Below are 21,673 nucleotides of genomic sequence, written 5' to 3'. Positions count from 1 at the left end.
CCGTTCACCACAGGAGCAGGACTGCTCCGGCGGTCAACTCGTGATGGACAGCCGGGTTCCCATGTTCTCGGCGAGTCGGATCGGCTCGCGGCGCCTTCCATGACGTTGGCGGCAACGCCGTCCAACTGCCGAACGCAGAGGAACATCAAGGCGCGCCCGACCCGGACTCCCAACCACCAGCTCGCGGGTACGACCGGACACTGTCCTGGACAGGTGTCCATATATAGTAGACACTTGTTCAGGAGAGGGAGATGATGACTGTGGGAACCATGGCGAATGTCCTGGTCGGCCTGGTGGCCGCCTTGCACGCGTACGTCCTCGTTCTGGAGATGTTCCTGTGGGAGAGGAAGCCGGGCCGCAGGCTCTCCGGTTTCGATGCCGCCATGGCCCGCGCCACCGCACCGCTGGCCGCGAATCAGGGCCTCTACAACGGCTTCCTGGCCGCCGGCCTGGTATGGGGCCTGATCGCCGGCGACCCGACCGGGTTCCAGGTCCGGGTCTTCTTCCTCGCCTGCGTGCTCGTCGCCGGGCTGTACGGCGGGATCACCACGAACCGGCGCATCCTGATCGCCCAGGCCCTGCCCGGGGCGCTCGCCCTCGCCGCCGTCCTGGGGTCCCGGTGACCGCCCCGCAAGATCCCCGGGCCGCCCGAACCCGGGCCAAACTGCGCCGGGCCCTGCTGGACGAATGCACCGAGCACCCGCTGGCCGAGGTCGGCGTCGCCGCGTTGGTGCGCCGGGCCGGGGTCGGCCGCGCCACCTTCTACCTCCACTACAGCGACCTGGAGGCGCTGGCCGTCGACGCCTGCGCCGACGTGGTCCGCGACGCCGTGGACGCCCTGCACGCATGGCGCGGCATCCCCGACCCCGCCGCCCCGCCGCCCGCGCTGGTCGACTTCTTCACCGGCCTCACCCCGCACACCGGTCTCTACCGGGCTCTGCTGCGACCCGGAGGCGGTGGCCCGCTCGGCCACGTACTCCATCAGGACCTGCGCGCCCGCAGCCGCGCCGAGCGCACCCTGGCCGGCGCACCGGAGCCCGACCTGATCGCTTCAGCAGTGGCCGCCACGTTCGCCGGAGTGCTCGCGGACTGGTTGCACGGCCTCATCGATGCCACCCCTGCCCAGATCACCCACCAGGTCTGGCGCCTACTCGTCACCCTCCACCGCACCCCCGACCTCGACCGGGTGCCGCATCCGGGACACTGATCCGCTCCCCGACCGAACAGGCCCACCTTCCTTGCCCGCCTGTGCCGTCCGCCGGGTAGCCGCGACCTCCGCCGAGCGCACGCGGCCTCAACGAGCTGCCCCCGTCAGGGAGTGTCGATTCCCTCGCGGCACAGCACCGCCCCATCCAGGACGGTTCGGACCCCGTGATCACCGCAGCCGCAGCCGCAGCGAGATCGTCTCACCGCAGCCCGGCGACCTGTGCGATGAGGAAACGGCTGGGGCTCCTCGGCATCAGCCAGTAGCATGCGCGGACGACGTCAGGGGGTGCGCCGGTGCGACCGCTGCTGCTGGTGGATGTCGACGGACCACTGAATCCGTATGCGGCGAAGCCCTGCAGGCGCCCAGAGGGCTACGGGACATACCGGTTGCTGACACCGCGCTGGGAGGCGGCTGAACGGCGTCGCCTCAACGCATGGGGCCTGCCCAACAAACCGGTGAAACCGCTGCGGGTCTGGCTCAACCCGGACCACGGGCCCGCCCTGGCCTCGCTTCCGTATGACCTGGTCTGGGCAACGACATGGGAAGAGGAGGCCAACGACTTCCTCGCGCCCCTCTTGGGACTACCCACCCTGCCGTTCATTCCCTGGCCCGAACCGAGGCCCGAGCCGGCGAGTGGCGTGTTCTGGAAGACACCCGAGATCGTCACCTGGGCACAAGGCCGCCCGTTCGCATGGATCGACGACCAGATCACCGACGCGGATCGCGCTTGGACCGAGGCTCACCACGCAGGCCCGGCCCTCCTCCACCGAGTCGACCCTCGGTCCGGCTTGACTGCCGAAGACTTCACCTTGCTGTCGAACTGGGCAGACGACTTCGGCTGACACCGAAGATCACGGGCAGGGCGAGCGCCCACGTTCCTCGTGTGCGGGAGTCCTTCGGTACAGACGTGACCGAGGCGACCGTGCCGGGCGTCACCAGGCCGCCGCTCTGCCTGCCGATGCCCGGCGTTGAGGAAGGGTGCGTGTCCCCTTACCGCCCTGGCTGTGCGCTCAGCAATCGCCTCAGGGTCGACGTCTTCGGTGCGGTGTCAGGCGACTCGCAGGATGCTCTTGCCGAGGGTGGCGCCCTCGACGAGTCGCTGCACGGCAGCGGCCAGGTCTGCCAGGTCGTATTCAGCGGTGATGTCCACGCGCACCTGGCCGTCTGCGACGAGATCGAGTGCACGGCGGGCGCTGTTGGCGAGGCGCTCGGGGTGGGTCCGGCTGAGCAGGTTGCTGTTGTACGTGATGAGCGAAGCACCCTGCATGAGCAGCTTGTTGGTATCGGCCACGACAGGTTCAAAGGTGCTGAGGTTGCCGTAGACAGCAAGCCGGCCGTGTGCCGCGAGCTGCTCCAGGCTGGTGCGGCGGGTCGAGCCTCCGACCGGGTCGAGGATCACGTCGAACTGTTCGTCGCCGAGCCGGGCCGGGAATTCTTCACGCAGCAGGACCTGGTCGTAGCCGAACCTGGCGGCGTAGTCGGCCCGGGCGGCGCTGCCCACGACGCCGACGATCCGGGCTGCTCCGGCCAGCCGGGCGAACTGCGCGGCGAGCGTGCCGACCGAGCCGGCCGCGCCATGGATCAGTACGCTCTCGCCGGGTTGTACCCGCGCGGCGGTGTTGACCAGGTCATAGGCGGTCGGTGCGCCCCAACCGAGTCCTGCGGTCGTTCGCAGTGGCAGGTCGCCGATGTTCAGGCTGAGCGCGGAGGGCGCCAGGAGCACTTCGGCCCAGGCACCCGCCGTGGACAGTGCGGCGACGGGCTCACCGATGCGGCGTGCGTCGACGCCCTCCCCGACCGTGACGATGTGCCCGGACGCCTCGAAGCCGGGCGTGAAGGGACGCGGCACGGGGAAGTGGCCGTCCCGGACCAGGGCGTCCCCCCATTGGATCCCGGCGTAGGCGACGCGGATGGCCACTTCGCCGGGGCCAGGGGTGGGTTCTTCGAGCTCGGCGAGTCGGTAGTGGTCATCGGTGTCGAGAAGCACAGCCTTCACGGTTACAGCCCCCTGCGTTGACTCAGTATCCTTACAGTTGAGGACGGTAGGTATATCAGGTTCCTGAGTCAACCCATGAACCTGATAGCGAAGGGAATGCATGTGGATACCCCGGTCGAGGAGTTCCTCTGTACCCGCATTAGGCGGTCGGAGCAGGCACTGATGGCGCACCACGAGGCAGTGCTGCGCGGCTACGGGCTGACCATGACGCAGTACACCGTGCTGCTGACCCTCGCACGCGAGGGCGGCCTGTCCGGCGCCCAACTGGCCCGCTCCTGCGGCGTGACGCAGCAGAGCATGAGCAGCGTGCTGACCAACATGGAGACCAAGCAACTCATCCGCCGCGAGACCTCCCCGGTGCACGCCAAGGTGCAGATCGCCAGCCTCACCGACGAGGGCCAGGCACTCCTCGACCGCGCCTACGAGGAAGTGATCGTCCTGGAGCGCGCACTCACCGACGCCTTCACCCCCGCCGAACACTCCACGCTGTGCGAACTGCTGGAACGAGCCACCGCCGTCCTGACCCAGCAGACGCGCCGCGCGACAGCCCCCGACTGACCGCCGCGCCTGCGAACACGGCCGTGATCCACAACCCGGTGCACGGCCCCTGGGGAGCGACGTCGGAGCCCAGCTCCGCCGCCTACGCCGCGGTGGGCCGGCCTACTACGCGGGCGGGTGCGTCGGGCGCAGCGGTCCGAAGTCGGTTCGATGAGGGGTGAGTTGGCCCAGGAGACGTAGGCCCGGGTGAATCGGAGCGCGGCCGAGTTCTTCGCCGCGCGGCGGCAGGTACCGGCGAGCGCCCCCGAGGGTGGCAGTACGGCGTTGGTCCTTCCGCTGGGTGTTTGCTGCCGATCGGGGCATCCGCGGCGTACAACGCCGTGTGTCAGGGTAGCGGGCATGGATTGACAGTCCGAGAGCCCGGAACTCTGGGCGTTCCTGGAGTCCCTGCAGCGCGGAGAGATCCTGTCCGGCACCGTCGCGGCGACCGAACGATTCGGGGTGTTCGTGGCTCTGGACGACGGCCCCGACCATCCGACGCCGCCCGGGGCCGGGTTCATCACGATCCCCGAACTGTCCTGGCGGCGCATCGACGCTCCCACCGATGTCGTCGAGGTCGGGCAGCGCGTCTCGTGCGAGTTCCTGCACTTCGACACCCACAACGCGGAGGCCAGGCTGTCCCTGTGCGCACCGCAGCCCGACCCCTTCCGAGCCTTTGCGGACAGCACGGTGGCAGGTCAGGCGCCGCGCGGGACGGTCGTCAGGGCGTTTCCCTTCGGTGTCTTTGTCGACATCGCGGACGGAGTCGTCGGGCTGATTCCTTTCAAGGAGGCCACGAGGCCCACGGCAGGCCTGCGGCCGGCCCGTCGGAGGCTTTCCGGGTCGGCGACCAGGTATCCGTTGTCGTCGCGGACACCGAGCGGCCACATCGACGGGTGTTCCTCTCCAGGCCGGAGGATGCCCGGCACGCAGGTGCCGCTCTTGCGGGAGACGGCCCAGCTGCCGCCGGGGCCACACCTGCGGACCACTGGACTTGACGTCCCAGCGGATCCAGCCGCGGGGTCGCGGATCATCCGTCAGATCGGAGGCCTCATGTCACGCGACCGCCCACGACACGAGATCCGCCGTCACAACAGGCTCTGCCGTGAGCCCACTTGTAAGAACTTACGTAGTTACGTAATCTCTACTCGTGGATCTTGAGCAGCGAATCGTCGATCTCGAGCGTCGCCTGGCCGCGGTGGAGCAGGCGGTCGAGCAAACGGACGGCAGATCGGGCTCCGCGCCCTCGCCGGAGCGGGAGCCCGGCGACGACTTGTGGGCCCTGCACGGCCTCAAGGACCAGCTCGCCGAGCTGGGCGCCGACAACGGCGGAGTGCTGTTCACCGGCGCTGTCAGGACGCCGACCGGGCAGCGTTACGAATGGCAGTACGGCCTGGTCACGGACACTGTGCTGGACGGTGACTGGGCTGACGCGGCCGAGTCGTTCGCAGCTCTCGGCCAGCCCGTACGACTGCGGCTGCTGCGCGAGATCCTCGGTGGCCGCCGCACCGCCGCCGAACTCACCAAGCTCGACGGCACGGGCACCACCGGCCAGATCTACCACCACCTGCGGCAGCTGGCCGCCGCCGGCTGGCTGCACACGGCCGGCCGCGGCCGCTACGAGGTGCCTGCCGACCGTGTCGTACCACTCCTGGTGATGCTGACCGCCGCCGGGCGCTGACGCCGCCCGGCCTACTGAAGGGGGAACGAAATGAAGCCCAAGTCCCTGGTTCTGCACAAGATCGCCCATCTTGCCGCCCGAGTCTGCCTGCTGGTCTACCTGGTGATGGTCGTGGCGAGCTTCTTCGCCGACTTCCCCTATGCGTGGACATGGATCCCGCTCGGCCTGTGGGTGGTGATCGGCTTCGGCGTGAACCGTCGGTCTGGCCGCGCGGAGGAACACCCGGTGACCGGCACCGGTGCCGAAGCGGTGGAGGTCGCCGTGCCGGTCACCGGCCGCTGGAAGGCGCTGAACAGCCCCGCCGACAAGGTCCCCAGCCATGGCACGAGGGCCTACGGGCAGGCGTACGCCATCGACATCGTGGCGGAACCGGACACGGGCGCCCGGCCCGGTTTCGGCTGGTGGCCCCTCGCCCGGTCCGGCGAGGCCTTCCCGGCCTTCGGCACGGACATACTCGCCGTCGCCGACGCCACCGTCGTCGGCACCGATGACCGTCAGCGCGACCACCTCAGCCGCACGTCCTGGCTCGCGATCCTCTACTTCTTCCTCGTCGAGGCCGTCGCTCGCTCACTGGGCGGCGCCCGCCGCGTGATCGGCAACCATGTGATCCTGGACCTCGGCGACGGAACGTATGCGCTCTACGCCCACCTGAGGCGTGGTTCGCTCACCGTCCGGCCAGGTGACCGGGTGCGCGCCGGGCAGTCCGTCGGCCAGTGCGGCAACTCCGGCAACAGCACCGAGCCCCACCTCCACTTCCAGCTCATGGACGGCGCCGACCCGAACACCGCGAACGGGATTCCCTTCACGTGGCGGGGGATCGGCGTCCCCCGCAACGGCGAAGCGTTCGAGGCGACCCCGACGCAGGTGACGGCGCCCGGCGCCTGAATCCGCGGCCGGGCCCGGTGGTGCCTCCCGATGCTGCGGAGACGACCACGGGTGGAACGACTCCCTGCGGCGTTGTCCGACTGGACGGGCCTCCAGCTCAAGGGGTCGGAATGCCACCACGGGGCCGGGCCGGGCGACCCAGGCGGACGGGGACACCCGGCGAATACAGAACACTGACCGGGTCCCCGTCCGGAGCGGGCAGTCCTGCCGCCGCCACGAGGTTTTCCCGGCACTCGATGACCTCAGCTCGGTACAGCGGCCAGCGGGGGTGCTGGTTCGGCAGGTAGGAGACCTCGCCGAAGAAGGCGTTGTGCATCCCCCATCGGGCCGTCAGGAAATGCTCCAGTTCGGTGGGTTCTTCGATGCGTTCGCTGGTCCGTATCGTGATCCGACTTTCCGCGCCTCGTGGTCCGGGCCAGCGCCGGGAGCTGGAGTAGCTGATGGTGTCGCCCCGGGCCTGGACGGCCATCCGGGACCACAGGTAGGGCAACCGGAATCCGGCTCGCCCCATCAGCACCGGCACCAGACGTGCGGCGTCCATGGAGCGGAAGACCACGCCACGCCGGCCGTGCCCGTCCACCGAGTACAGACGCACATTGGTCTCCGGGAAGTTGCCCAGGTAGGGGATCCCTGGCAGTCCCATCCAGCCGACACGGTGCATGCGGAAGGCGACCAGGCCGACATACGTGACCCCGTCGAGGGTGTCGGGGACGGTTCCGGCCGGCAACAGCCCGGCCACGTGGCCCGGGTCCACGGCCCAGTGGAGGAACGCGAGGTCGAGCCACCACTGGGTGAGCAGCGGGCTCCGTATCGCCGCGGGAGCGTCAGGCGTGACGGGCGCCGGGACCGGCGGAGTCGATGTCATGGCGCCAGCATCGTAGACGGCGTTCACGGATCACGAGGCACCGCCCGGGTGCGGAGGCGGCGACGGTCGTGTCCGTTCCATACGGCGCGAGGCAGCGGTCGGGCGAACTCATTCGCGGGGTTCGTCCGGGTTCATGTCGTACTCGTCGACGTCCAGCACGGCCCCCGTGGCGGTGAGGAAGTTCAGCACGTCGCGGTCCAGGTGCCAGCCGAAGAGGTGGGGGCCGGCCGGAGTCTCCGGTTGAACGGGCCGGTCGTCCTGCTCCATGTCGTTGAAGTACCGCACGATCTCCAGCACCGCGCCGCCGTCTTCTCCTTCCTCGGCGGACAGTCGACCAGCGAGTTCGGCGATTCGGTCCGTGTGCGGCCGGAGCCGGTCCAGGACGCGGGCGATCTGCTCGTCGACACGCAAGCCGGGCTCCCGGCAGACGATCTTCCACGAGTGGCTGACGGGGATCACTGCCGGTTGTGTCGCGCGGCTGCCGCGGACTGCTACCTCGTCCGGCTCGATGCCCAGTAGCTCCGCCATCTCCGTCGCGGAGGTGTGTCGGCTGAACAGTGCGAAGTAGACGTACTGATGAAGCGGCATTCGGGGGACGATATCCGGAGGGCGTGTGCCGGTCCAGCGGGTGGGGCGTTCCGACCCGGCCTCGCTGCTGATCCGGTCCACGCTCTATCCGACCTCGGCGGTGACCGCCATGGGCCTCTCGGCGTCGCTCTGCGCGAGCAGGGAGCCGCCCGGGGCCCACACGGCAGAGCGGCCACAGCCGGTCCACGCGCCCGCCGGGCCGACATGGTTGGCCACGACGACGTACAGATCGAAGTCCTTGGCGATGCCCGGATACACCGCCGCCAACTCGTCCGCGCCGCCGCCCGTGCCGTACAGCGAGCTGGCCAGATGCACATCACACCCATCAGCCGCGCCGCGGGAGACCAGCTCGGAGAAATGGTTGTCGAAACACGTGGCCAGGGCGAAACGAAGCCCTCCCCATTCAAATCGCCCGTCGCGCCGGCCCGCCACGAACACACCCTGCTCATGCTCGAACAGATGCTGCTTGCGATAGGTGGTGATCAGCTCGCCGTCGGTCCCGAAGACCAGCGTCTCGATGGCAGGCCACTCCTCGTCGGTGGCCGCAACACAGTTGACGACGGTGGCGACACCACCGGCCCGGACCGCATCCAGGCGCGGGTCGTCCGCCTGCACCCAGAGATCACGGCGGGCGAGCACGGCTTCGAGCTCGTACCCGGTCAGCGCGAGCTCAGGGAACACCACCAGCTCGGCACCCTGCCCACGGGCCTCGTCGGCGAGGGCGGCCATCTGCTGCACATTCGCCGGAATGTCAGCAGGAACGCAGGTGAACTGAGCGGTAGCGATCTTCATGGGACCCAGCATGTCAGCCCACCGGACCGACACTCGTCGGGGGCACCGCGGATACCTTCCGGTCCACGATTCAGCTCCTGGCTCGGGCTTCGTCTTTTCTGCTGCCTCGTCCCTTCACGTGCAGGCCGCAGGCAGCCGACTCGGCGTCACATCCCTGTCCACGCGCCTCGTACAGTCGTAGGGGTGAAACGAGAAGACACCCCTGGCACCCCGGACGCCCCCGACTCCGACCTGCCGATGCTCACCACCGCTCAGGCCACGTATCTGCGGGCCCTCGCCGCCCCCTACTCCCAGGACGACCACCACCACTCCCTGCACAGCCTGGCGCACACATGCCGCCAGGCGCCGGAGGCTCACTGGCCCCGGCTGGTCGCTGCCCACTTCGCCGGCCTGCAACAGGCAAGCCGCGGCGGCGAGAACGCCGAGGAGCTGCTGCGCGGGGCACATGCCCGGCTGCTGCCCGTCGAGTCGCTCACCCCGGATCTTGCCGAGGGCCTGCACTACGCTCGGGTGGTCGCCGACGGTCTCGTCTTCGCCTACGCCCTCGACGGTCCCACCAGCGTGCGGATCCTCACCGACGAAGACGTGGAACGCGCCGGGCTCCAGGACCTCGGACAGGCTGCGTACGCGAACCTGATGCGCGTACCCGTGCAGCATGAGGAAGTGTCCGTCGACGGGCGGGCGACGCTGCACACCGTCTACGGCGACTCCCCGTTCGTCGCCAGCAAGGCGCTGTTCCTGTCCGAAGTGGCCCGGCAGGTCACCGGCGAGCCGCTCCCGCGCGCCGGCGCCCTCGTCGCAGTGCCGAACCGGCACCAGCTGGCATTCCACCCGATCACCGACGGCTCGGTGGCCGATGCCCTCAACGGCCTCGCCGCATACGCCCTGGGTGCTCACGAGGACGCACCAGGTGCCCTGTCCCCGCGGGTCTACTGGTGGCACCGAGGCAGCCTGACCTCGCTGACGGTCATCGACCACGACACCCGCACCTTCTCCCTGCGCCCGCCGCCGGACCTGCTCGATCTGATGAAGGGCCTGGTCCGTCTCGACCGCGCCGGCCGGATCGCCACCCCCACCGTGGCGAAGGCGCCCGACGTCGCTGAACTCGTGCAGACCACAGCCGAGTCGATGGCACGCCTCACGCAGAGCCCGGCGGGGCTGGGCGAGGCCTTTGCCTCCGCGCTCGCACTTGCCCACGCCCACTGCGCCGCCGATCCCGATGCGGCGCACATCGCCACCTGGGACGCATGGGCCACCGCCTTGCAGCTCGGCTGCGCGCTGTTCACCGGCGCGCAGCCGCAGGAGTGCCACCTGGGCGAGGACCTTGTCGGTCAGCTGCCGGCCACGGCAGCCGAACCGCCCCCGGACGGCCGCGCCTGGCTCGACGCCCTCTATCTCGCCGTCGTGTGCCGTCAGAAGGACCGGATCAGCAGGCTGTGCCAAGTGCCCCTGGAGACGCTGCGACGGGACGACTCGGTCGACGAGTACGTGCTGCACTGGATCGACACCCTGCAGACGTACTTCTCCGACCGTTCCATGGACGAGGTCGTGGAGAAGCTGGTCGCCGCCATGGAGACTTCCATGCCCGACGCCGTGACCCACGCGCCGGACGACTTCGTGAACCGGATCGACTACCAGCCCGTCGCTCTCTTCCACCGCCTCATCGCACGCGACCACGACGCCTTCGACGAGGCGCTCGCCGAAGCCCTCGCGCACCACGGCGGTTACTGGGGCGAGTCGGCGGCGCCGCGTGCCCGGGCAGCACTCGGACCGCTCGCGATGGCCTGCCTGGCCTACGACTACGAGTTCCCCGTCGCCCTCAAGCAGCCTCATCTGCCCACGTATCTCCTCAATCGCGAACGGATCGAGGACATCCCCTGACGCACCGTCCGTAACCACTCGGCTCGGCCTTCCCGCCCTTGTTGAGGCAGGCAAGGCGGGACGGTCGCGCCGAACGGTCCCGGTCAGCGGCGCCAGTCAGTACTCCCCCGGCCTCTGGTGAACCGCCCTCTGGCCGCCCCCACCGGCACGGCTCCCGCGACGCCGCCTCGGCCTCAACTGCACGTTGAGCGGCGTCTGATGACCACTGCATCGGTCGTTCCACCGGTGTGGGGAGCGGAAGTGGGCTGACCACGAGCGGTGGAGGCGATCGAGCCGCCGCTGACGGCCGATCCGGTCCGATGCCCGGTGGTTCCCGGCGGTTGCACGCGGAGACCAATGCCCGCCGCGGACAACCCAGTTGGGCTCTCACTCAGCGCTGTCGGCGTCCTGTCGGCGCTTGTCAGCGTCCTGTCGGTGCCTCGTCGGCGTCGACGGCCAGTCTGGGGACGTACAGAAGATCCGCAGACTGTTGAGGAGCCTGCAGTGTCCGCACTCACGGAATCGAAAAGCGCGAAGGGCATGCGTGTCCTGATCTCCGGCGCCAGCATCGGCGGCCCCACCCTTGCCTACTGGCTGAACCGGTACGGGTTCGATGTCACGGTGGTGGAGCGGGCCGCTGGTCTTCGGCCCGGCGGACAGGCCATCGACGTGCGAGGCCCGGGGCTGGAGGTGGCCGAGCGCATGGGCGTGCTGGAGGCGATACGCCGCCGGAGCACCGACCTGCGCGGGATGTCGACCGTCGATCACGACGGCAAGGAACTGTCCAGGACCACTGAATACACCGCCAGCGGCGGACTGATCGACAGCCCCGACGTCGAAATCCTGCGCGACGACCTCGCCCAGATCCTGTTCGCCGCGGGCAACAACGAGATCGAGTATCTCTTCGACGACTCCATCTCCGCGCTCGAGCAGGACGACCACGAGGTGCGGGTCGTGTTCGGCAGTGGAACGGCACGCACCTTCGACCTGGTCATCGGCGCCGACGGGGTGCACTCCAACACACGGCGGCTCGTGTTCGGGCCGGAGGAGAACTACCTCCGCCATCTGGGCAGTTACCTGGGTGTGTGGTCCGCACCGAACCTCCTTGGCCTGGACCGCTGGGAAGTGGCGTACCACATGCGGGACACGGACCTGTGGGGTGCGATGGTGATGAGCGTCCGGGACAACACGGAGGCACGCGTCTTCATCGGCATCGAGTCGGACCAGCCGCCCGCGCAGTTCCTGCCCCGCGACATCACCGAGCAGAAGCGCCTGGTGGCCCGCGCCTACGCGGATGCAAGTTGGGAGATGCCGCGACTGCTCAAGGAGATGTGGGACGCCCCCGACTTCCACCTCGACTCCGTGGCGCAGATCCACATGGACTCCTGGTCCCGCGGCCGGGTCGCTCTGCTCGGCGACGCGGGTTATTGCGCCTCCCCCGCTTCCGGCCAGGGCACCACCATGGCCATGGCCGCCGCATATGTCCTGGCGGGCGAGCTCCGGGCGGCTGCAGGCGACCACCACACCGCCTTCGCCACGTACGAACAGGAGCTGCGCGCGTTCGTTGCCGCGAACCAGGAAGTCGCCCTGGTCACCCGGGCCCGCATGCAGGAACAGCGCACCGCGAACGCGGGCACGGGCACGCACACGGCCGAAGCACCGCCCCGGCACGAGGACGAGGAATACGCGAAGGTCTTCAAGAAGCTCAACGCCTTCCGTCTCAAGGGCTACTGATCCTCTGATGCCACCGCACCCGTCGACGGATGCCAGATCCGCCGGCCGGTGCACCGACCATCAGGTCCCGGTCCGGCAGGACCGGTTCCGTCAGGTCCCGGTCCGGCAGGCCACCCGGTTCGAAGAGCCGGGCGGTCTGCCACGCCCGTACACGCGGCAACGCAAAGATGTGGTCCGCCACGGTCCCACGGACTGCCCGGAGCGTCAGAACACGCTCAGCGGGCTCCGGCCGGATTGTCGTCCTCGCCAAGGTAGGTGCCGTATCCCTCGACGACCAACGGGCCGTCGAAGATCAGCACCTCGTTGACCAAACCACCTTTCTGATTACGGTAGTTGATGACCAGAGAGTCCACCCCGACGTAGCGGCCGACCACTTCGAACCGCAACTCCGGGATGCGACGCAGACCTTCCGCCCAGTAGGCACGCAGCGCGTCCTTGCCGCGGATCACCCCATCACCGCCGAGCAATTGCGCGGCCACGGGTGATCGAAACGTCACGCCGTCTGCGAAGTGCGTCAACAGAGAGTCCAGGTCGTGCGCGTTCCACGCCGTCACCCAGGCATCGACGAATGCCCCTGCGGTTCTGTGATCCATGGACGCATTATGTCGTTCCACACCATGTCCCGGAGCGGCCTCCGCCACCTGCTCCGCCGCGACGGACGGCACGCCGAACACGTCCTTGTCCTCGTCGCCTTCGCTTCTTTCCAGATCTGCCTTCGGCCGCGTACGCGTTGATGTGCGTACGCAGCAGTTTCATGGCTCGTGGGCCCCGGCCCTCACCGACCCCGATGTCACTGACGACGCATCGCGAGGTCCGCGATGCGCTGGATCAGATCGGGGTAGGTCCAGCCGGCCCCATGCGCCGCCAGCGGCAGCAGACTCGTTGCCGTCAGGCCGGGGAGTGCGTTCACTTCGAGGCACTTCGGCTCGCCGGTGATGTCGCAGCGGAAGTCGGTGCGCGAGTACTCATCACCGCTGAATCCCAGCGCCTCGTGTGCGCGAAGGGCGAACTCCTGCAGTTGGAGCGCGAAGACATCCGAGATCTGCGCCGGGCACACTTCGCCGACCGCCCCGGGCTGGTACTTGGCCGCATAGTCGAACAGCGGCGTCGCCAGCTCGATCTCGACCACGGGAAGCGCCTCATCACCGATCACCGCCACGGTGAACTCCCGCCCCGGCAGAAACGGCTCCACCATCAGATCGACGCCGCTGGAGTGCACCTCGGCAGCGGCCCGTGCCAACTGCGCGAGCGAGTCGACCCGGTGGACCGACACACTTGAACCGTCCGCAACCGGCTTGGCCACCACCGGGCCGTCCGCCACCAACCGCCGCACGCCGCAGGGCGCTTCGCCCCGTCCGGGCCGCCACAGCAGGCGCTCGGCCACAGGCACACCTGCCGCACCCACCACCGTCTGCGCCCTCCCCTTGTGCCAGGCCGCCGCGCAGGCCGTGCTGCCCGCACCGGTGAAGCGCACCCCGGCCATCTCCAGCAGCGCCTGCACGTGCCCGTCCTCGCCCCAGCCGCCATGAAGCGCCAGGAACACCAAGTCCGCGCCGTGCAGCTGTTCCAGGACCGGGCCGCCGGTCAGGGCGGCGTGCATCCGCCGCCGCAACTGAGGCCGGTCCACGAGGGAGGGCGGCTCCTTGTCCACGGAGCCAGCGTCGACCACGTCACCCGGATGCAGCGGCCCAGCCAGAACCGGCACCACAGCGGTCGGGTCGACCAGCGCCACCTCGTGTCCCCGCTCCAGCAAGGCCTGGGCCACCGACCGGCCCGACGCGAGGGAGACGTCCCGTTCCGGGCTCTCCCCACCGCACAAGATCACAACACGCATACCGATTCCGTCGCCTCTCTCGGACTTGCCTCGGGCCTGCACCCGCATCGTCCGGTCGGCTCAGCCCCTTTACGTAGCCCTCAGTTGACGCTGCGCGCTACCGGTTCTGACGCCGGATTCATGATCATGAAGCTTTCAGGGTTCGGAACGGGCAGGAAGCCGACTCTCGCGTAGACCTCGTGTGCGTCGAGGGTCGAGAGCAGGACCCGCTTGAGCTCGTAGGGGGCAAGGTGGTCGCGCACAGCACCGACCATCCAGGCGCCAAGGCCCTTGCCACGGTGCGCGGGGGCGACATAGACATCGCACAGCCAGGCGAAGGTCGCCCAGTCGGTCACCACACGCGCAAATGCAACCTGAGAGCCGTCGGTGTCGTAGACGCCGACGTTGAGAGAGCCCCGCACCGATCGCTCGACCGCTTCCCGGCTGCGGCCCAGCGCCCAGTACGCATCCGTCGAGAGCCAGTGGTGCACCCGGTCGACGTCGAGGCGGCCCGGGTCCATGGAGAGCTCGTAACCGTCTTCTCCGCTTGCGATCATGCTTCGGCATGCATAGCGATACTGCTTGGGTTTTCCAAGTAGTGAGTTGGAAAACCCAAGCACCCGGCCAGGAAGAGCATCTGGTGATGCAGCGACAGGCAGTGGGGGCACGACTACAGCGCTGGGCAACTCCGGTGCGACGTGGCACTATCGCGCAGGTGACCGGCGGACCCGTGGAAGCGCAGCACCTGCGTGACCTCGCGCGGCTGCGCCGCGTCCGTGACCGGATCGACCGGGAGTACGCGCAGCCGCTGGACGTCGAGGCGCTCGCCCGCGGCGTGAACATGTCGGCCGGGCACCTCAGCCGCCGGTTCCGGCTCGCCTACGGCGAGTCTCCGTACAGCTATCTGATGACGCGGCGCATCGAGCGCGCGATGGCACTGCTGCGTCGTGGTGACCTCAGCGTCACCGAGGTCTGCTTCGCCGTCGGCTGCTCGTCGCTGGGCACCTTCAGCACCCGCTTTACCGAGCTGGTCGGCATGCCGCCCAGCGTCTACCGGCAGGAGGCGGAGCGCGCGACGGCGGAGATGCCGCCGTGCGTGGCGAAGCAGGTGACCCGACCCATCAGGAATCGAGAAGCGCCGGCCACCGGGCCGAAGCTAGCGTGATTGCCATGGACATCAGCATTCACACGGCCTCACTTCCTCATGACGACCCGGACGCCGCCCTGGCCTTCTACCGCGACATCCTCGGGTTCGAGGTCCGCAGCGACGTCGGAACCGGCAAGATGCGCTGGATCACGGTAGGGCCCGCCGACCAGCCCGACACGTCCATCCTCCTGGCACCGTCGGCCGCCGACCCCGGGATCACCGACGAAGAGCGCCGCACCATCACCGAGATGATGGCCAAGGGCACATATGGCTGGATCCTGCTCGCCACCTCGGACCTCGACGGGACCTTCGAAAAGCTGGAGGCTGCCGACTCCGAGGTCGTCCAGGAACCGACCGAGCAGCCGTACGGGGTGCGTGATTGTGCCTTCCGCGATCCCGCGGGCAATCTGATCCGCATCCGGGAGCTTCGCTGAGCCATCCACGATCGCAGCGATGACCGACAGCTGAGACGAGATCCACCTCAGGTGCAGCGTCACGAGGCCCCCTCGGCGCTCGGACGCCTCGTCCCCTCCGCCTACCGGCCTGTGTTCTCCGACAGGGTGTTCCGGCGCCTGATCCTCGGCTTCGCGGTCTCGTACCTCGGGGACGGGATGAGCTTCGTCGCGGTGACTTGGCTCGCCATCCAGCTTGCACCGCAGACGGCCACGGGCCTGTGGGTCGGCGGCGCGGTGGCTGCGTACGCGTTGCCGGGCGTGGTGGGCGCGCTGGTGTTCGGTCGGCGTCTGCGCCGGGTGCCGGCCAGGCGGCTGCTACTCGCCGACAACGCCGTGCGGGGCGTGTTTCTCGGCGCCGTACCGCTCGCCTGGCTCACAGGGCTGCTCACGCCGCCGTTGTACGTCGTGCTGCTCGCGGCCTCCTCCCTGCTCCACGCGTGGGGCAGCGCGGGCAAGTACACCCTGCTGGCCGAGCTGCTCCCCGACGAGCAGCGGCTCGCCGCGAACACCGTCGTCAGCTCACTCAACTTCGCTGCCACGATCGCCGGGCCCGCGATCGCCGGCGTGCTGGTGACGTACGTCAGCCCAGCGCTCGTACTCGGCCTGGACGCTCTCACCTACGTGTTCCTCGCCGCGCTCGTCGTACGCACCCGCCAGCCGGAGTCGGGGCACGTCTCCCCCGTCGATCAGGCGGCCGCCCGCAGCGGGCTCGCGTTGCTGCGATCCCGTCCCGAGCTGCTCGCGCTGCTGACCCTCACATGGTTCTTCGACCTGCTGTACGGCCCGGTCGAGGTCGCCCTGCCGCTCCACGTGACCGACGACCTGCACGCGCCGGGCACGCTGCTCGGCCTCTACTGGATGCTGTTCGGCATCGGCGCGGTGCTCGGCGGACTCGCGGTCGGCTCGTTGCGGCGCCTGCCGCTCTGGCCGGTGACGACAGTCATCGTGGTCGTCTGGGGGCTTTTGCTGCTGCCGTTCGGGCTCGACGCGCCGACGCCCGTCACCGTCGCGTGCTTCGCGCTCGGCGGCGCGATATACGGGCCGTTCGAAGCACTCTCGGTGACGCTTGTGCAGGCGAAGACGCCACGGCAGCACCTGTCCTCGATGCTCGCAGCCCGCAGCGCGGCGCTGCTCACCGCTGCGCCGCTCGGTACGGCGCTCGGCGGGCCGCTCACCATGGCGCTGGGTCCGCGAGCGACGCTCGGTTGCTCGGGCCTCGCCACCGTGGCCCTCGGCGCCATTGCGTGCACCCTGCTGCTGGTCCGGCGCAGCAACCGCACGGTGTCGGCGAACGATGGATGAGCCTCGCGTCGGCACTGCGGCCAGCCGTGTCAGGCGCGGCTGCCTGGGGCTCGCCCCGGCGCTCATCCGTTGCGCAGAGGCAGCGCAAGGCCGGTGCAGCACAGCGTGAGGCTGCCGGCGAAGGCGAGGCCGCCCGGGCGAGTTCCGCCGGTGCGCCGGCGCCGTCCCGTCGCGCGAGAGCGATGGCGCTGGCGATGCCCGCAGACCACTGCGGGGATGAGCACTGCCATCGCAAGCGCGAGCAGGAGCACGGGGGTGAGGCCGGCCATCGTCCCGGCGCCGTCGGTGAGATGCGACAAGGCGACGGAGTGCCGCGTATTCATGGTGCGACACAGAAGTCGAGCTGCTCGCGCCTGGCACACCGCGCGGCCCGGTACAGGGGGCGCCCGTGGGTGAGCCGGTGGACCAACACCGAGGCGCTGATCCGCCGGCCCGAGCCGGGTGCATGCGCCGACGGGGGCGTCGTCGACTGCGTGCGGCCGGTCCGAGTCGCCACCACCGTCCGCGGCGGCGACTCGTGGATGCTGCGAAACGTGGCAGGCACGGCGCCGAGTTCCGAGCCCGTGCCTCTACGGATGTCAGCGCCGGACGGTCCATGTCACTGAGGACGACAGGGTCTGCGCGATGGCGGGGTCCCGTACCGCATCGGTGCGGTCGGTTACGACGACGGTCAGATCGTGCCGCCGATACCGACGCGCGTCCAGGTGCAGGGCGGCAACGGGCGCCGAGGTCCGGCCGGCCAGATACCTGAGGCGCTTGCCGTCGAGGTACCACTGGATGTCGAACGGCGGTGCGCCGACCGGCCCGGGCACGTCGATCCGTGCGGTGTCACGATGCCGCAGTGGGCGGCCGGTCGGCGTGAGGGGGGTGGCGATGGAGGCATGCCGGTAGAAGCCCGCGATCATTGCTTCGCGGCCGGGAAGGCTGAAGGCCTTTCCGAGCACACGCATGATCGAGGCGTCGGTGGGCCGGTTGAGACCGGTCACGTAGTAGCCGCCGCCTTCGTACGCACCAACGGTTCCCCCGTCCGGCGAGGCCTCGCCGAGCCAGCGGTACCACTTCGTACGGCTGTCACGCATGCCGTCGGCGGTCAGGGTGGAGATGTTGGATTCGGCGGGTTCCTCGCCCTCGTACTTCTTGTGGTCGGGGTCGTCCGGGTAGTAGTACTCGTCGGCGAGCTTGCCGAGTGAGTGCCCGGTCTCGTGGATGGCGACCTGGCCGGACTTCTCGTTGCCGGCGGATGCGGTGGATATGCCCTCGTAACCGAGCTTCTGGCTGGGGGTGTTGTAACCGGCACCCCCGTATTTGGTGCTGTTGGCGAGGACGATCACCAGGTCGGCCTCGGGGGCCTCGGCGACATAGGAGTCGACCTTGTCCTGGTCGATGCAGAGCAGCCGCTCGACGTCCTCGCACCAGAAGGAGGAACCGAGTGCGGTGTCCTTGACGACGTCCCGGTCGGGATCGCCGGAGACACCCGACGTGCGGGAGACCGCGTCGACGGTCCAGACATTGAAGAGGTTCTGGTACGTCGTGTAAGGCTCGACAGCCGTGACCTCGGCCCACTTCCGCTCGGCGTCGGCGTGGAACCGGTCGAGTTCCGCAGCGGTGTAGCCGTCCCCGACGATCACGACGTCGAGGCGGTCGGCCGACGGGCCGTTGTCGACCATGAGGTTGAGGTCGCCGTCGTCAGCGGGTCGGTGCGTGCGGGACGGTGTGGTGGACCGGGCACCGGGGCCGGCTCCCACTGTGGGCACCCAGGTGTAGCCCGATCCTGCTGCGGTGGCTCCGCGCACCCCGTGCCGTGCGTCGTCGGCTCCCGGTATCTCGACCTTCACCTGCCTGTCCGTCCGGGGCATCGCCCCGGACGGATGTGCGGCGGATGCAGGAGCCGGCGCGAGGGCCAGGGCGAGGGCGGCAGCGACGGCCGCGGCGGCAGTCGCTCCCCTTAAGCGGAACGCGTAGCGGGACGGCCGGGGCGCTGAACGTATCGGTGGGCGCAAGGGATCCTCCCCGGGGGCTGGTTGCATAAGTTCGTGCATCACTGTGCTTAACAACGCGCTTAAGCTAGGGCTCCGGCCGGTTCCGCACAATGCTTGGCACCGCAGCAGTTCCGCGCCGGACGCCACAGGAGGGGGTGTGTCATGGACGAACCAGTCGCCATCGGACAACGGGTGCAACAACTCCGTACGGCAAAGGGATTGACGCAGCGTCAGCTCGCGGAACCCAAGTACTCCGCCGCATACGTGTCGACCCTGGAGGCGGGCCGCGTCCGGCCCTCCGATACGGCGTTGCGCTTTCTCGCCGGACAGCTCGGCACCACATACGAGGAACTCGCCACGGGCCGCCCCGCTCACGTGGCCACCGAACTGCGGCTCGCCCTCACCGACGCCAGACGGCTCCTCGCGACCGGTACACCTGGGGAGGCCGCACCACGCTATCGAGAGCTGCTCGCACAGGCCGAGCGGCTCGCACTCCCGACCGAGCAGGCGGACGCGCTCGTCGGCCTGGGTGAATGTGCACTGGAGACTGGTGAACTGGACACGGCTCGCACGTCGTTCGAGTCGGCCGAGCGCCTGCTCGCGGACGATCCGCTCCCTCGTCGTGCACGTGCCATCCGCGGCCGCGCCGTCGCCCATCTCCTCGCCGGCGAACTGCGGTACGCCTGCTACGTACTGGAGAGCGCGCTGGACGAACTGGCCGCGCAACAGCTGCACGATCCCGATGCACTGGTCCTGCTGTACACCGCCATCATCGCTCCCTACATGGACATGGGGGCGCACGCCCGCGCCGCGCACGCGGCCGAGGTCGCCCTCGCTCTCGTCCCTCAGGTATCCGACCCGGCCCTGATCGCGGGAATGCACCGCAGCGTCGCCCGGACCCTGCTGGCAGAAGGGCGTATCGCCGAGGCCGACGCCTCACTCGCCAAGGCACAGGCTCTCTACCAGCAGTTGCAGACCGGCAACGAACTGGCCCACTGCCACTGGATGCGCGGATACGTCCTCGCCCAGAACGGCGACCTGGACGCGGCCGAGCGAGAGTTGCGCATCGCCCGCGACATGCTCGCCGCCCGGAACGCCGCACTCTTCACCGCCCAGGTCGAGGTCGAGTTGGCCGACGTTCTGCGCCGTCGCGGCGAACTCCGCGAGGCGGCCGCCCTGTTGTCCCGGCTGCTCGGCCTCGGCGACCAGCGCGGTGCGGTGCACGCCGCGGGCGCACACAGGCTTCTCGGGCTCATCGCCGAGGACGAGGGCGAGGACGAATGCGCCGAGCAGCACTACGTGACCGCGCTCGCCCTGCTGGAGCGCAGCGGAGCGGCTGGCGACCTGGCAGACCTGTGCCGCCTGCTCGGTGACCTGCTGCGACGCACGGGGCGCATGGAGGCGGCGCTCGACGCCTACCGCACCGGGCTCGGCCACCGCTCCTCGCCCGGCACCACCACGCTGGGCCCGGCGCCCGCAGCCCCGCCGCTCGGCCACCGCGGCTGACCTTCGGTGATGGGTCGTGCTGCGGGTGATGAGCCGCAGGTCAGTGCAGGTCTGCCTGGAACGCGTGACGGTGGTCGGCGGGGCAGGTGAAGATGCGCAGCTTGCCCGGCTCGGCCTCGCCCCCTCTGGCGTGGGCCACGGGCGGGGCCGGATGGAGACGGCGCTTCCTGGCGGCCCACGTCGGACCGCGCACTCGCGCGGTCCGACGCTCTTCACGGAAGGAACTTCACCTCCGGGAAGGCCGCGCTCGGGCCGTCGAGCAGATGCCCCCTGCGGCGCCGCAGATGCAGGTCGAAGAACGCCAGCGGGTAGGCCTGCTGTATCCGTACCGCCCGGGCGGGATCGAGGGTGCCGACCATGTCCTGGATCTGCTGGTCGGTCATGCCGAGGATCTTGCCCGCCTGCGGGATCAGTGTCGCGTTGTCGCCGTATGAGAAGTGGACGGCCCCGTCCGCCTGGATGTCCAGCCGCCAGCCGCGAAGATGCGTCCAGAACTCGGCGACGTCCGGCATGGCGGCCCTGATGAACACGGCGGTCATCATCATGAACGGCCGGTCCAGGTCGGCGGTGATGGTTGGCTGCATCGGGCCGTCGAGGCCGAGCCCGGCGCGGACGCGCTGGTCGGCGAGCATGGTGAGCGCGGTGGCGGTGCCGCCCTTCGACCAGCCGAACGCGCCGATGCACTTCGGGTCGAGGGCGCCGAGCAGGCCCTGGGGCAGCGGCTTGCCGTCGACGTCGGGGTTGTGCCCGGCGGCGAGCCCCTCCACGCAGTCGAGCAGGAACCGGAGGTCCGCGGCGAAGTCCCTCGGGTACATCGGGACGTCGGCCGGGGTGACGACCCGGCCGTCGGGGAACTCGGTGAACGTGTCGTAGGTGTGGTCGACCGTGACCACGGCGTAGCCGTGGCTGGCGAGTTCCTGGACCATGACGGTGTGGTCACCGCGATGAGTGCCCGAGCCGTGCGAGTACACGATGACGGGCAGGCGGTGGCCAGCACGGTGCACGGGCGCGCCCACGTGCCCGGCGGTGAGCGGGCCGAGGGCGGGATCGAGAGGGAAGCCGACGTCCGCCAGGAACGCCCGCATCGCGCCCTCGGCCATCCAAGGGGCGCGCGGCAGACCCTCGGCCCTGCAAGCGGGGTACCAGACGCTGGCCATCAACTCGCGGTGATGCCCGGAGCCGGCCACGGGATCCGGACGAGAGGTGTCGACGAGGTGGAGCGGCACCACGCCCACGGGGTACGGCCCGGTGGGCACGGGCAGCGTGAGTTGAGACGAGCCGGGGGCGAGCGGAGCCGCCCACGCCTGGCGCGCCGGGGGGGTCGGG

The 21,673-nt window shown here is 69.6% G+C and carries 22 protein-coding genes; 13 read left to right on the top strand and 9 right to left on the bottom strand.

Going from position 1 to position 21,673, the window contains the following annotated elements; genetic code table 11:
* The first annotated feature begins 260 nt into the window (after window positions 1-260).
* The 3 genes from ACWCP6_RS31465 to ACWCP6_RS31455 all read left to right on the top strand — a co-directional run bounded on the left by ACWCP6_RS31465 (window position 261) and on the right by ACWCP6_RS31455 (window position 2,049).
* Window positions 261-623: a DUF1304 domain-containing protein gene (locus ACWCP6_RS31465; protein WP_450936043.1), complete on the top strand. Its 363-nt coding sequence runs from the start codon at window positions 261-263 to the stop codon at window positions 621-623.
* Window positions 620-1,207, top strand: coding sequence for a TetR/AcrR family transcriptional regulator (locus tag ACWCP6_RS31460; protein ID WP_450935997.1), 588 nt, complete (start codon window positions 620-622; stop codon window positions 1,205-1,207). The genes ACWCP6_RS31465 and ACWCP6_RS31460 overlap by 4 nt, the downstream gene beginning before the upstream one ends.
* A 302-nt stretch (window positions 1,208-1,509) precedes the next feature.
* A complete protein-coding gene (locus tag ACWCP6_RS31455) occupies window positions 1,510-2,049 on the top strand; it encodes a hypothetical protein (protein ID WP_450936042.1) in 540 nt (179 codons plus the stop codon).
* Window positions 2,050-2,255: 206 nt separating this feature from the next.
* Here ACWCP6_RS31455 and ACWCP6_RS31450 read toward each other — a convergent pair whose 3' ends face one another.
* Window positions 2,256-3,203, bottom strand: coding sequence for a quinone oxidoreductase family protein (locus ACWCP6_RS31450; RefSeq protein ID WP_450935996.1), 948 nt, complete (start codon window positions 3,201-3,203; stop codon window positions 2,256-2,258).
* Between the two features lie 75 nt (window positions 3,204-3,278).
* On the opposite strand from ACWCP6_RS31450, the gene ACWCP6_RS31445 reads away from it, so the two are divergent.
* From ACWCP6_RS31445 to ACWCP6_RS31430, 4 genes are all read left to right on the top strand, one after another.
* The gene (locus tag ACWCP6_RS31445) at window positions 3,279-3,761 is read left to right on the top strand and encodes a MarR family winged helix-turn-helix transcriptional regulator (RefSeq protein ID WP_450935995.1); all 483 of its coding nucleotides are present in this window, start codon (window positions 3,279-3,281) and stop codon (window positions 3,759-3,761) included.
* Between the two features lie 441 nt (window positions 3,762-4,202).
* Window positions 4,203-4,901, top strand: coding sequence for a S1 RNA-binding domain-containing protein (locus ACWCP6_RS31440; protein WP_450935994.1), 699 nt, complete (start codon window positions 4,203-4,205; stop codon window positions 4,899-4,901).
* 7 nt (window positions 4,902-4,908) lie between these two features.
* The gene (locus ACWCP6_RS31435; RefSeq protein ID WP_450936041.1) at window positions 4,909-5,421 is read left to right on the top strand and encodes an ArsR/SmtB family transcription factor; all 513 of its coding nucleotides are present in this window, start codon (window positions 4,909-4,911) and stop codon (window positions 5,419-5,421) included.
* Window positions 5,422-5,451: 30 nt separating this feature from the next.
* Entirely contained in the window at window positions 5,452-6,306 is an 855-nt protein-coding gene (locus ACWCP6_RS31430; protein ID WP_450935993.1) for a M23 family metallopeptidase, read from the top strand.
* Window positions 6,307-6,403: 97 nt separating this feature from the next.
* Here the strand turns inward: ACWCP6_RS31430 and ACWCP6_RS31425 are convergent, their stop codons facing one another.
* The 3 genes from ACWCP6_RS31425 to ACWCP6_RS31415 form a co-directional block, all read right to left on the bottom strand.
* The gene (locus ACWCP6_RS31425; RefSeq protein WP_450935992.1) at window positions 6,404-7,171 is read right to left on the bottom strand and encodes a YqjF family protein; all 768 of its coding nucleotides are present in this window, start codon (window positions 7,169-7,171) and stop codon (window positions 6,404-6,406) included.
* A 108-nt stretch (window positions 7,172-7,279) separates the two neighbouring features.
* Window positions 7,280-7,759: a DUF4279 domain-containing protein gene (locus ACWCP6_RS31420; RefSeq protein ID WP_450935991.1), complete on the bottom strand. Its 480-nt coding sequence runs from the start codon at window positions 7,757-7,759 to the stop codon at window positions 7,280-7,282.
* A gap of 84 nt (window positions 7,760-7,843) precedes the next feature.
* A complete protein-coding gene (locus ACWCP6_RS31415) occupies window positions 7,844-8,551 on the bottom strand; it encodes a carbon-nitrogen hydrolase family protein (RefSeq protein WP_450935990.1) in 708 nt (235 codons plus the stop codon).
* A gap of 183 nt (window positions 8,552-8,734) precedes the next feature.
* Here ACWCP6_RS31415 and ACWCP6_RS31410 point away from each other — a divergent pair, with 183 nt between their 5' ends.
* Together ACWCP6_RS31410 and ACWCP6_RS31405 are read left to right on the top strand one after the other, a co-directional pair.
* Complete coding sequence (locus ACWCP6_RS31410; protein WP_450935989.1) at window positions 8,735-10,432, top strand: immunity 49 family protein; 1,698 nt, start codon at window positions 8,735-8,737, stop codon at window positions 10,430-10,432.
* 483 nt (window positions 10,433-10,915) lie between these two features.
* Window positions 10,916-12,145, top strand: coding sequence for an FAD-dependent monooxygenase (locus ACWCP6_RS31405; protein WP_450935988.1), 1,230 nt, complete (start codon window positions 10,916-10,918; stop codon window positions 12,143-12,145).
* A 215-nt stretch (window positions 12,146-12,360) separates the two neighbouring features.
* Here the strand turns inward: ACWCP6_RS31405 and ACWCP6_RS31400 are convergent, their stop codons facing one another.
* The 3 genes from ACWCP6_RS31400 to ACWCP6_RS31390 all read right to left on the bottom strand — a co-directional run bounded on the left by ACWCP6_RS31400 (window position 12,361) and on the right by ACWCP6_RS31390 (window position 14,515).
* Window positions 12,361-12,738 carry a nuclear transport factor 2 family protein gene (locus ACWCP6_RS31400; protein WP_450935987.1) on the bottom strand — a complete coding sequence of 126 codons (378 nt, stop codon included), beginning with the start codon at window positions 12,736-12,738 and terminating at the stop codon, window positions 12,361-12,363.
* Between the two features lie 197 nt (window positions 12,739-12,935).
* Entirely contained in the window at window positions 12,936-13,979 is a 1,044-nt protein-coding gene (locus ACWCP6_RS31395; RefSeq protein WP_450936040.1) for a D-alanine--D-alanine ligase family protein, read from the bottom strand.
* Between the two features lie 80 nt (window positions 13,980-14,059).
* Window positions 14,060-14,515 carry a GNAT family N-acetyltransferase gene (locus ACWCP6_RS31390; RefSeq protein WP_450935986.1) on the bottom strand — a complete coding sequence of 152 codons (456 nt, stop codon included), beginning with the start codon at window positions 14,513-14,515 and terminating at the stop codon, window positions 14,060-14,062.
* Between the two features lie 158 nt (window positions 14,516-14,673).
* On the opposite strand from ACWCP6_RS31390, the gene ACWCP6_RS31385 reads away from it, so the two are divergent.
* The 3 genes from ACWCP6_RS31385 to ACWCP6_RS31375 are packed head-to-tail and all read left to right on the top strand — an operon-like array spanning window position 14,674 to window position 16,862.
* A complete protein-coding gene (locus ACWCP6_RS31385; protein ID WP_450935985.1) occupies window positions 14,674-15,123 on the top strand; it encodes a helix-turn-helix transcriptional regulator in 450 nt (149 codons plus the stop codon).
* A gap of 5 nt (window positions 15,124-15,128) precedes the next feature.
* Window positions 15,129-15,539, top strand: a complete 411-nt coding sequence (locus tag ACWCP6_RS31380) for a VOC family protein (RefSeq protein ID WP_450935984.1) — start codon at window positions 15,129-15,131, stop codon at window positions 15,537-15,539.
* Window positions 15,540-15,590: 51 nt separating this feature from the next.
* A complete protein-coding gene (locus ACWCP6_RS31375) occupies window positions 15,591-16,862 on the top strand; it encodes an MFS transporter (protein WP_450935983.1) in 1,272 nt (423 codons plus the stop codon).
* Between the two features lie 578 nt (window positions 16,863-17,440).
* Here the strand turns inward: ACWCP6_RS31375 and ACWCP6_RS31370 are convergent.
* A complete protein-coding gene (locus ACWCP6_RS31370) occupies window positions 17,441-18,697 on the bottom strand; it encodes a M64 family metallopeptidase (RefSeq protein ID WP_450935982.1) in 1,257 nt (418 codons plus the stop codon).
* Between the two features lie 306 nt (window positions 18,698-19,003).
* Here ACWCP6_RS31370 and ACWCP6_RS31365 point away from each other — a divergent pair, with 306 nt between their 5' ends.
* Entirely contained in the window at window positions 19,004-20,347 is a 1,344-nt protein-coding gene (locus ACWCP6_RS31365) for a tetratricopeptide repeat protein (RefSeq protein ID WP_450935981.1), read from the top strand.
* A gap of 212 nt (window positions 20,348-20,559) precedes the next feature.
* Here the strand turns inward: ACWCP6_RS31365 and ACWCP6_RS31360 are convergent.
* Window positions 20,560-21,673 (bottom strand): alpha/beta hydrolase family protein (locus ACWCP6_RS31360; RefSeq protein WP_450935980.1); only part of this gene is annotated, 1,114 nt, incomplete at its 5' end.

The sequence above is a fragment of the Streptomyces sp. NPDC002004 genome (assembly GCF_053593975.1).
The sequence above is the reverse complement of the archived record's forward strand: the minus strand, read 5'-3'. Positions and strand labels throughout refer to the sequence as shown.

Bases quoted from the DNA above. Each gene is read 5' to 3' on its own strand.
- ACWCP6_RS31445 (WP_450935995.1), top strand. From the start codon at position 3,279: ATGAACCTGATAGCGAAGGGAATGCATGTGGATACCCCGGTCGAGGAG.
- ACWCP6_RS31430 (WP_450935993.1), top strand. From the start codon at position 5,452: ATGAAGCCCAAGTCCCTGGTTCTGCACAAGATCGCCCATCTTGCCGCC.
- ACWCP6_RS31425 (WP_450935992.1), bottom strand. From the start codon at position 7,171: ATGACATCGACTCCGCCGGTCCCGGCGCCCGTCACGCCTGACGCTCCC.
- ACWCP6_RS31420 (WP_450935991.1), bottom strand. From the start codon at position 7,759: ATGCCGCTTCATCAGTACGTCTACTTCGCACTGTTCAGCCGACACACC.
- ACWCP6_RS31415 (WP_450935990.1), bottom strand. From the start codon at position 8,551: ATGAAGATCGCTACCGCTCAGTTCACCTGCGTTCCTGCTGACATTCCG.
- ACWCP6_RS31400 (WP_450935987.1), bottom strand. From the start codon at position 12,738: ATGGATCACAGAACCGCAGGGGCATTCGTCGATGCCTGGGTGACGGCG.
- ACWCP6_RS31395 (WP_450936040.1), bottom strand. From the start codon at position 13,979: ATGCGTGTTGTGATCTTGTGCGGTGGGGAGAGCCCGGAACGGGACGTC.
- ACWCP6_RS31390 (WP_450935986.1), bottom strand. From the start codon at position 14,515: ATGATCGCAAGCGGAGAAGACGGTTACGAGCTCTCCATGGACCCGGGC.
- ACWCP6_RS31380 (WP_450935984.1), top strand. From the start codon at position 15,129: ATGGACATCAGCATTCACACGGCCTCACTTCCTCATGACGACCCGGAC.
- ACWCP6_RS31365 (WP_450935981.1), top strand. From the start codon at position 19,004: ATGGACGAACCAGTCGCCATCGGACAACGGGTGCAACAACTCCGTACG.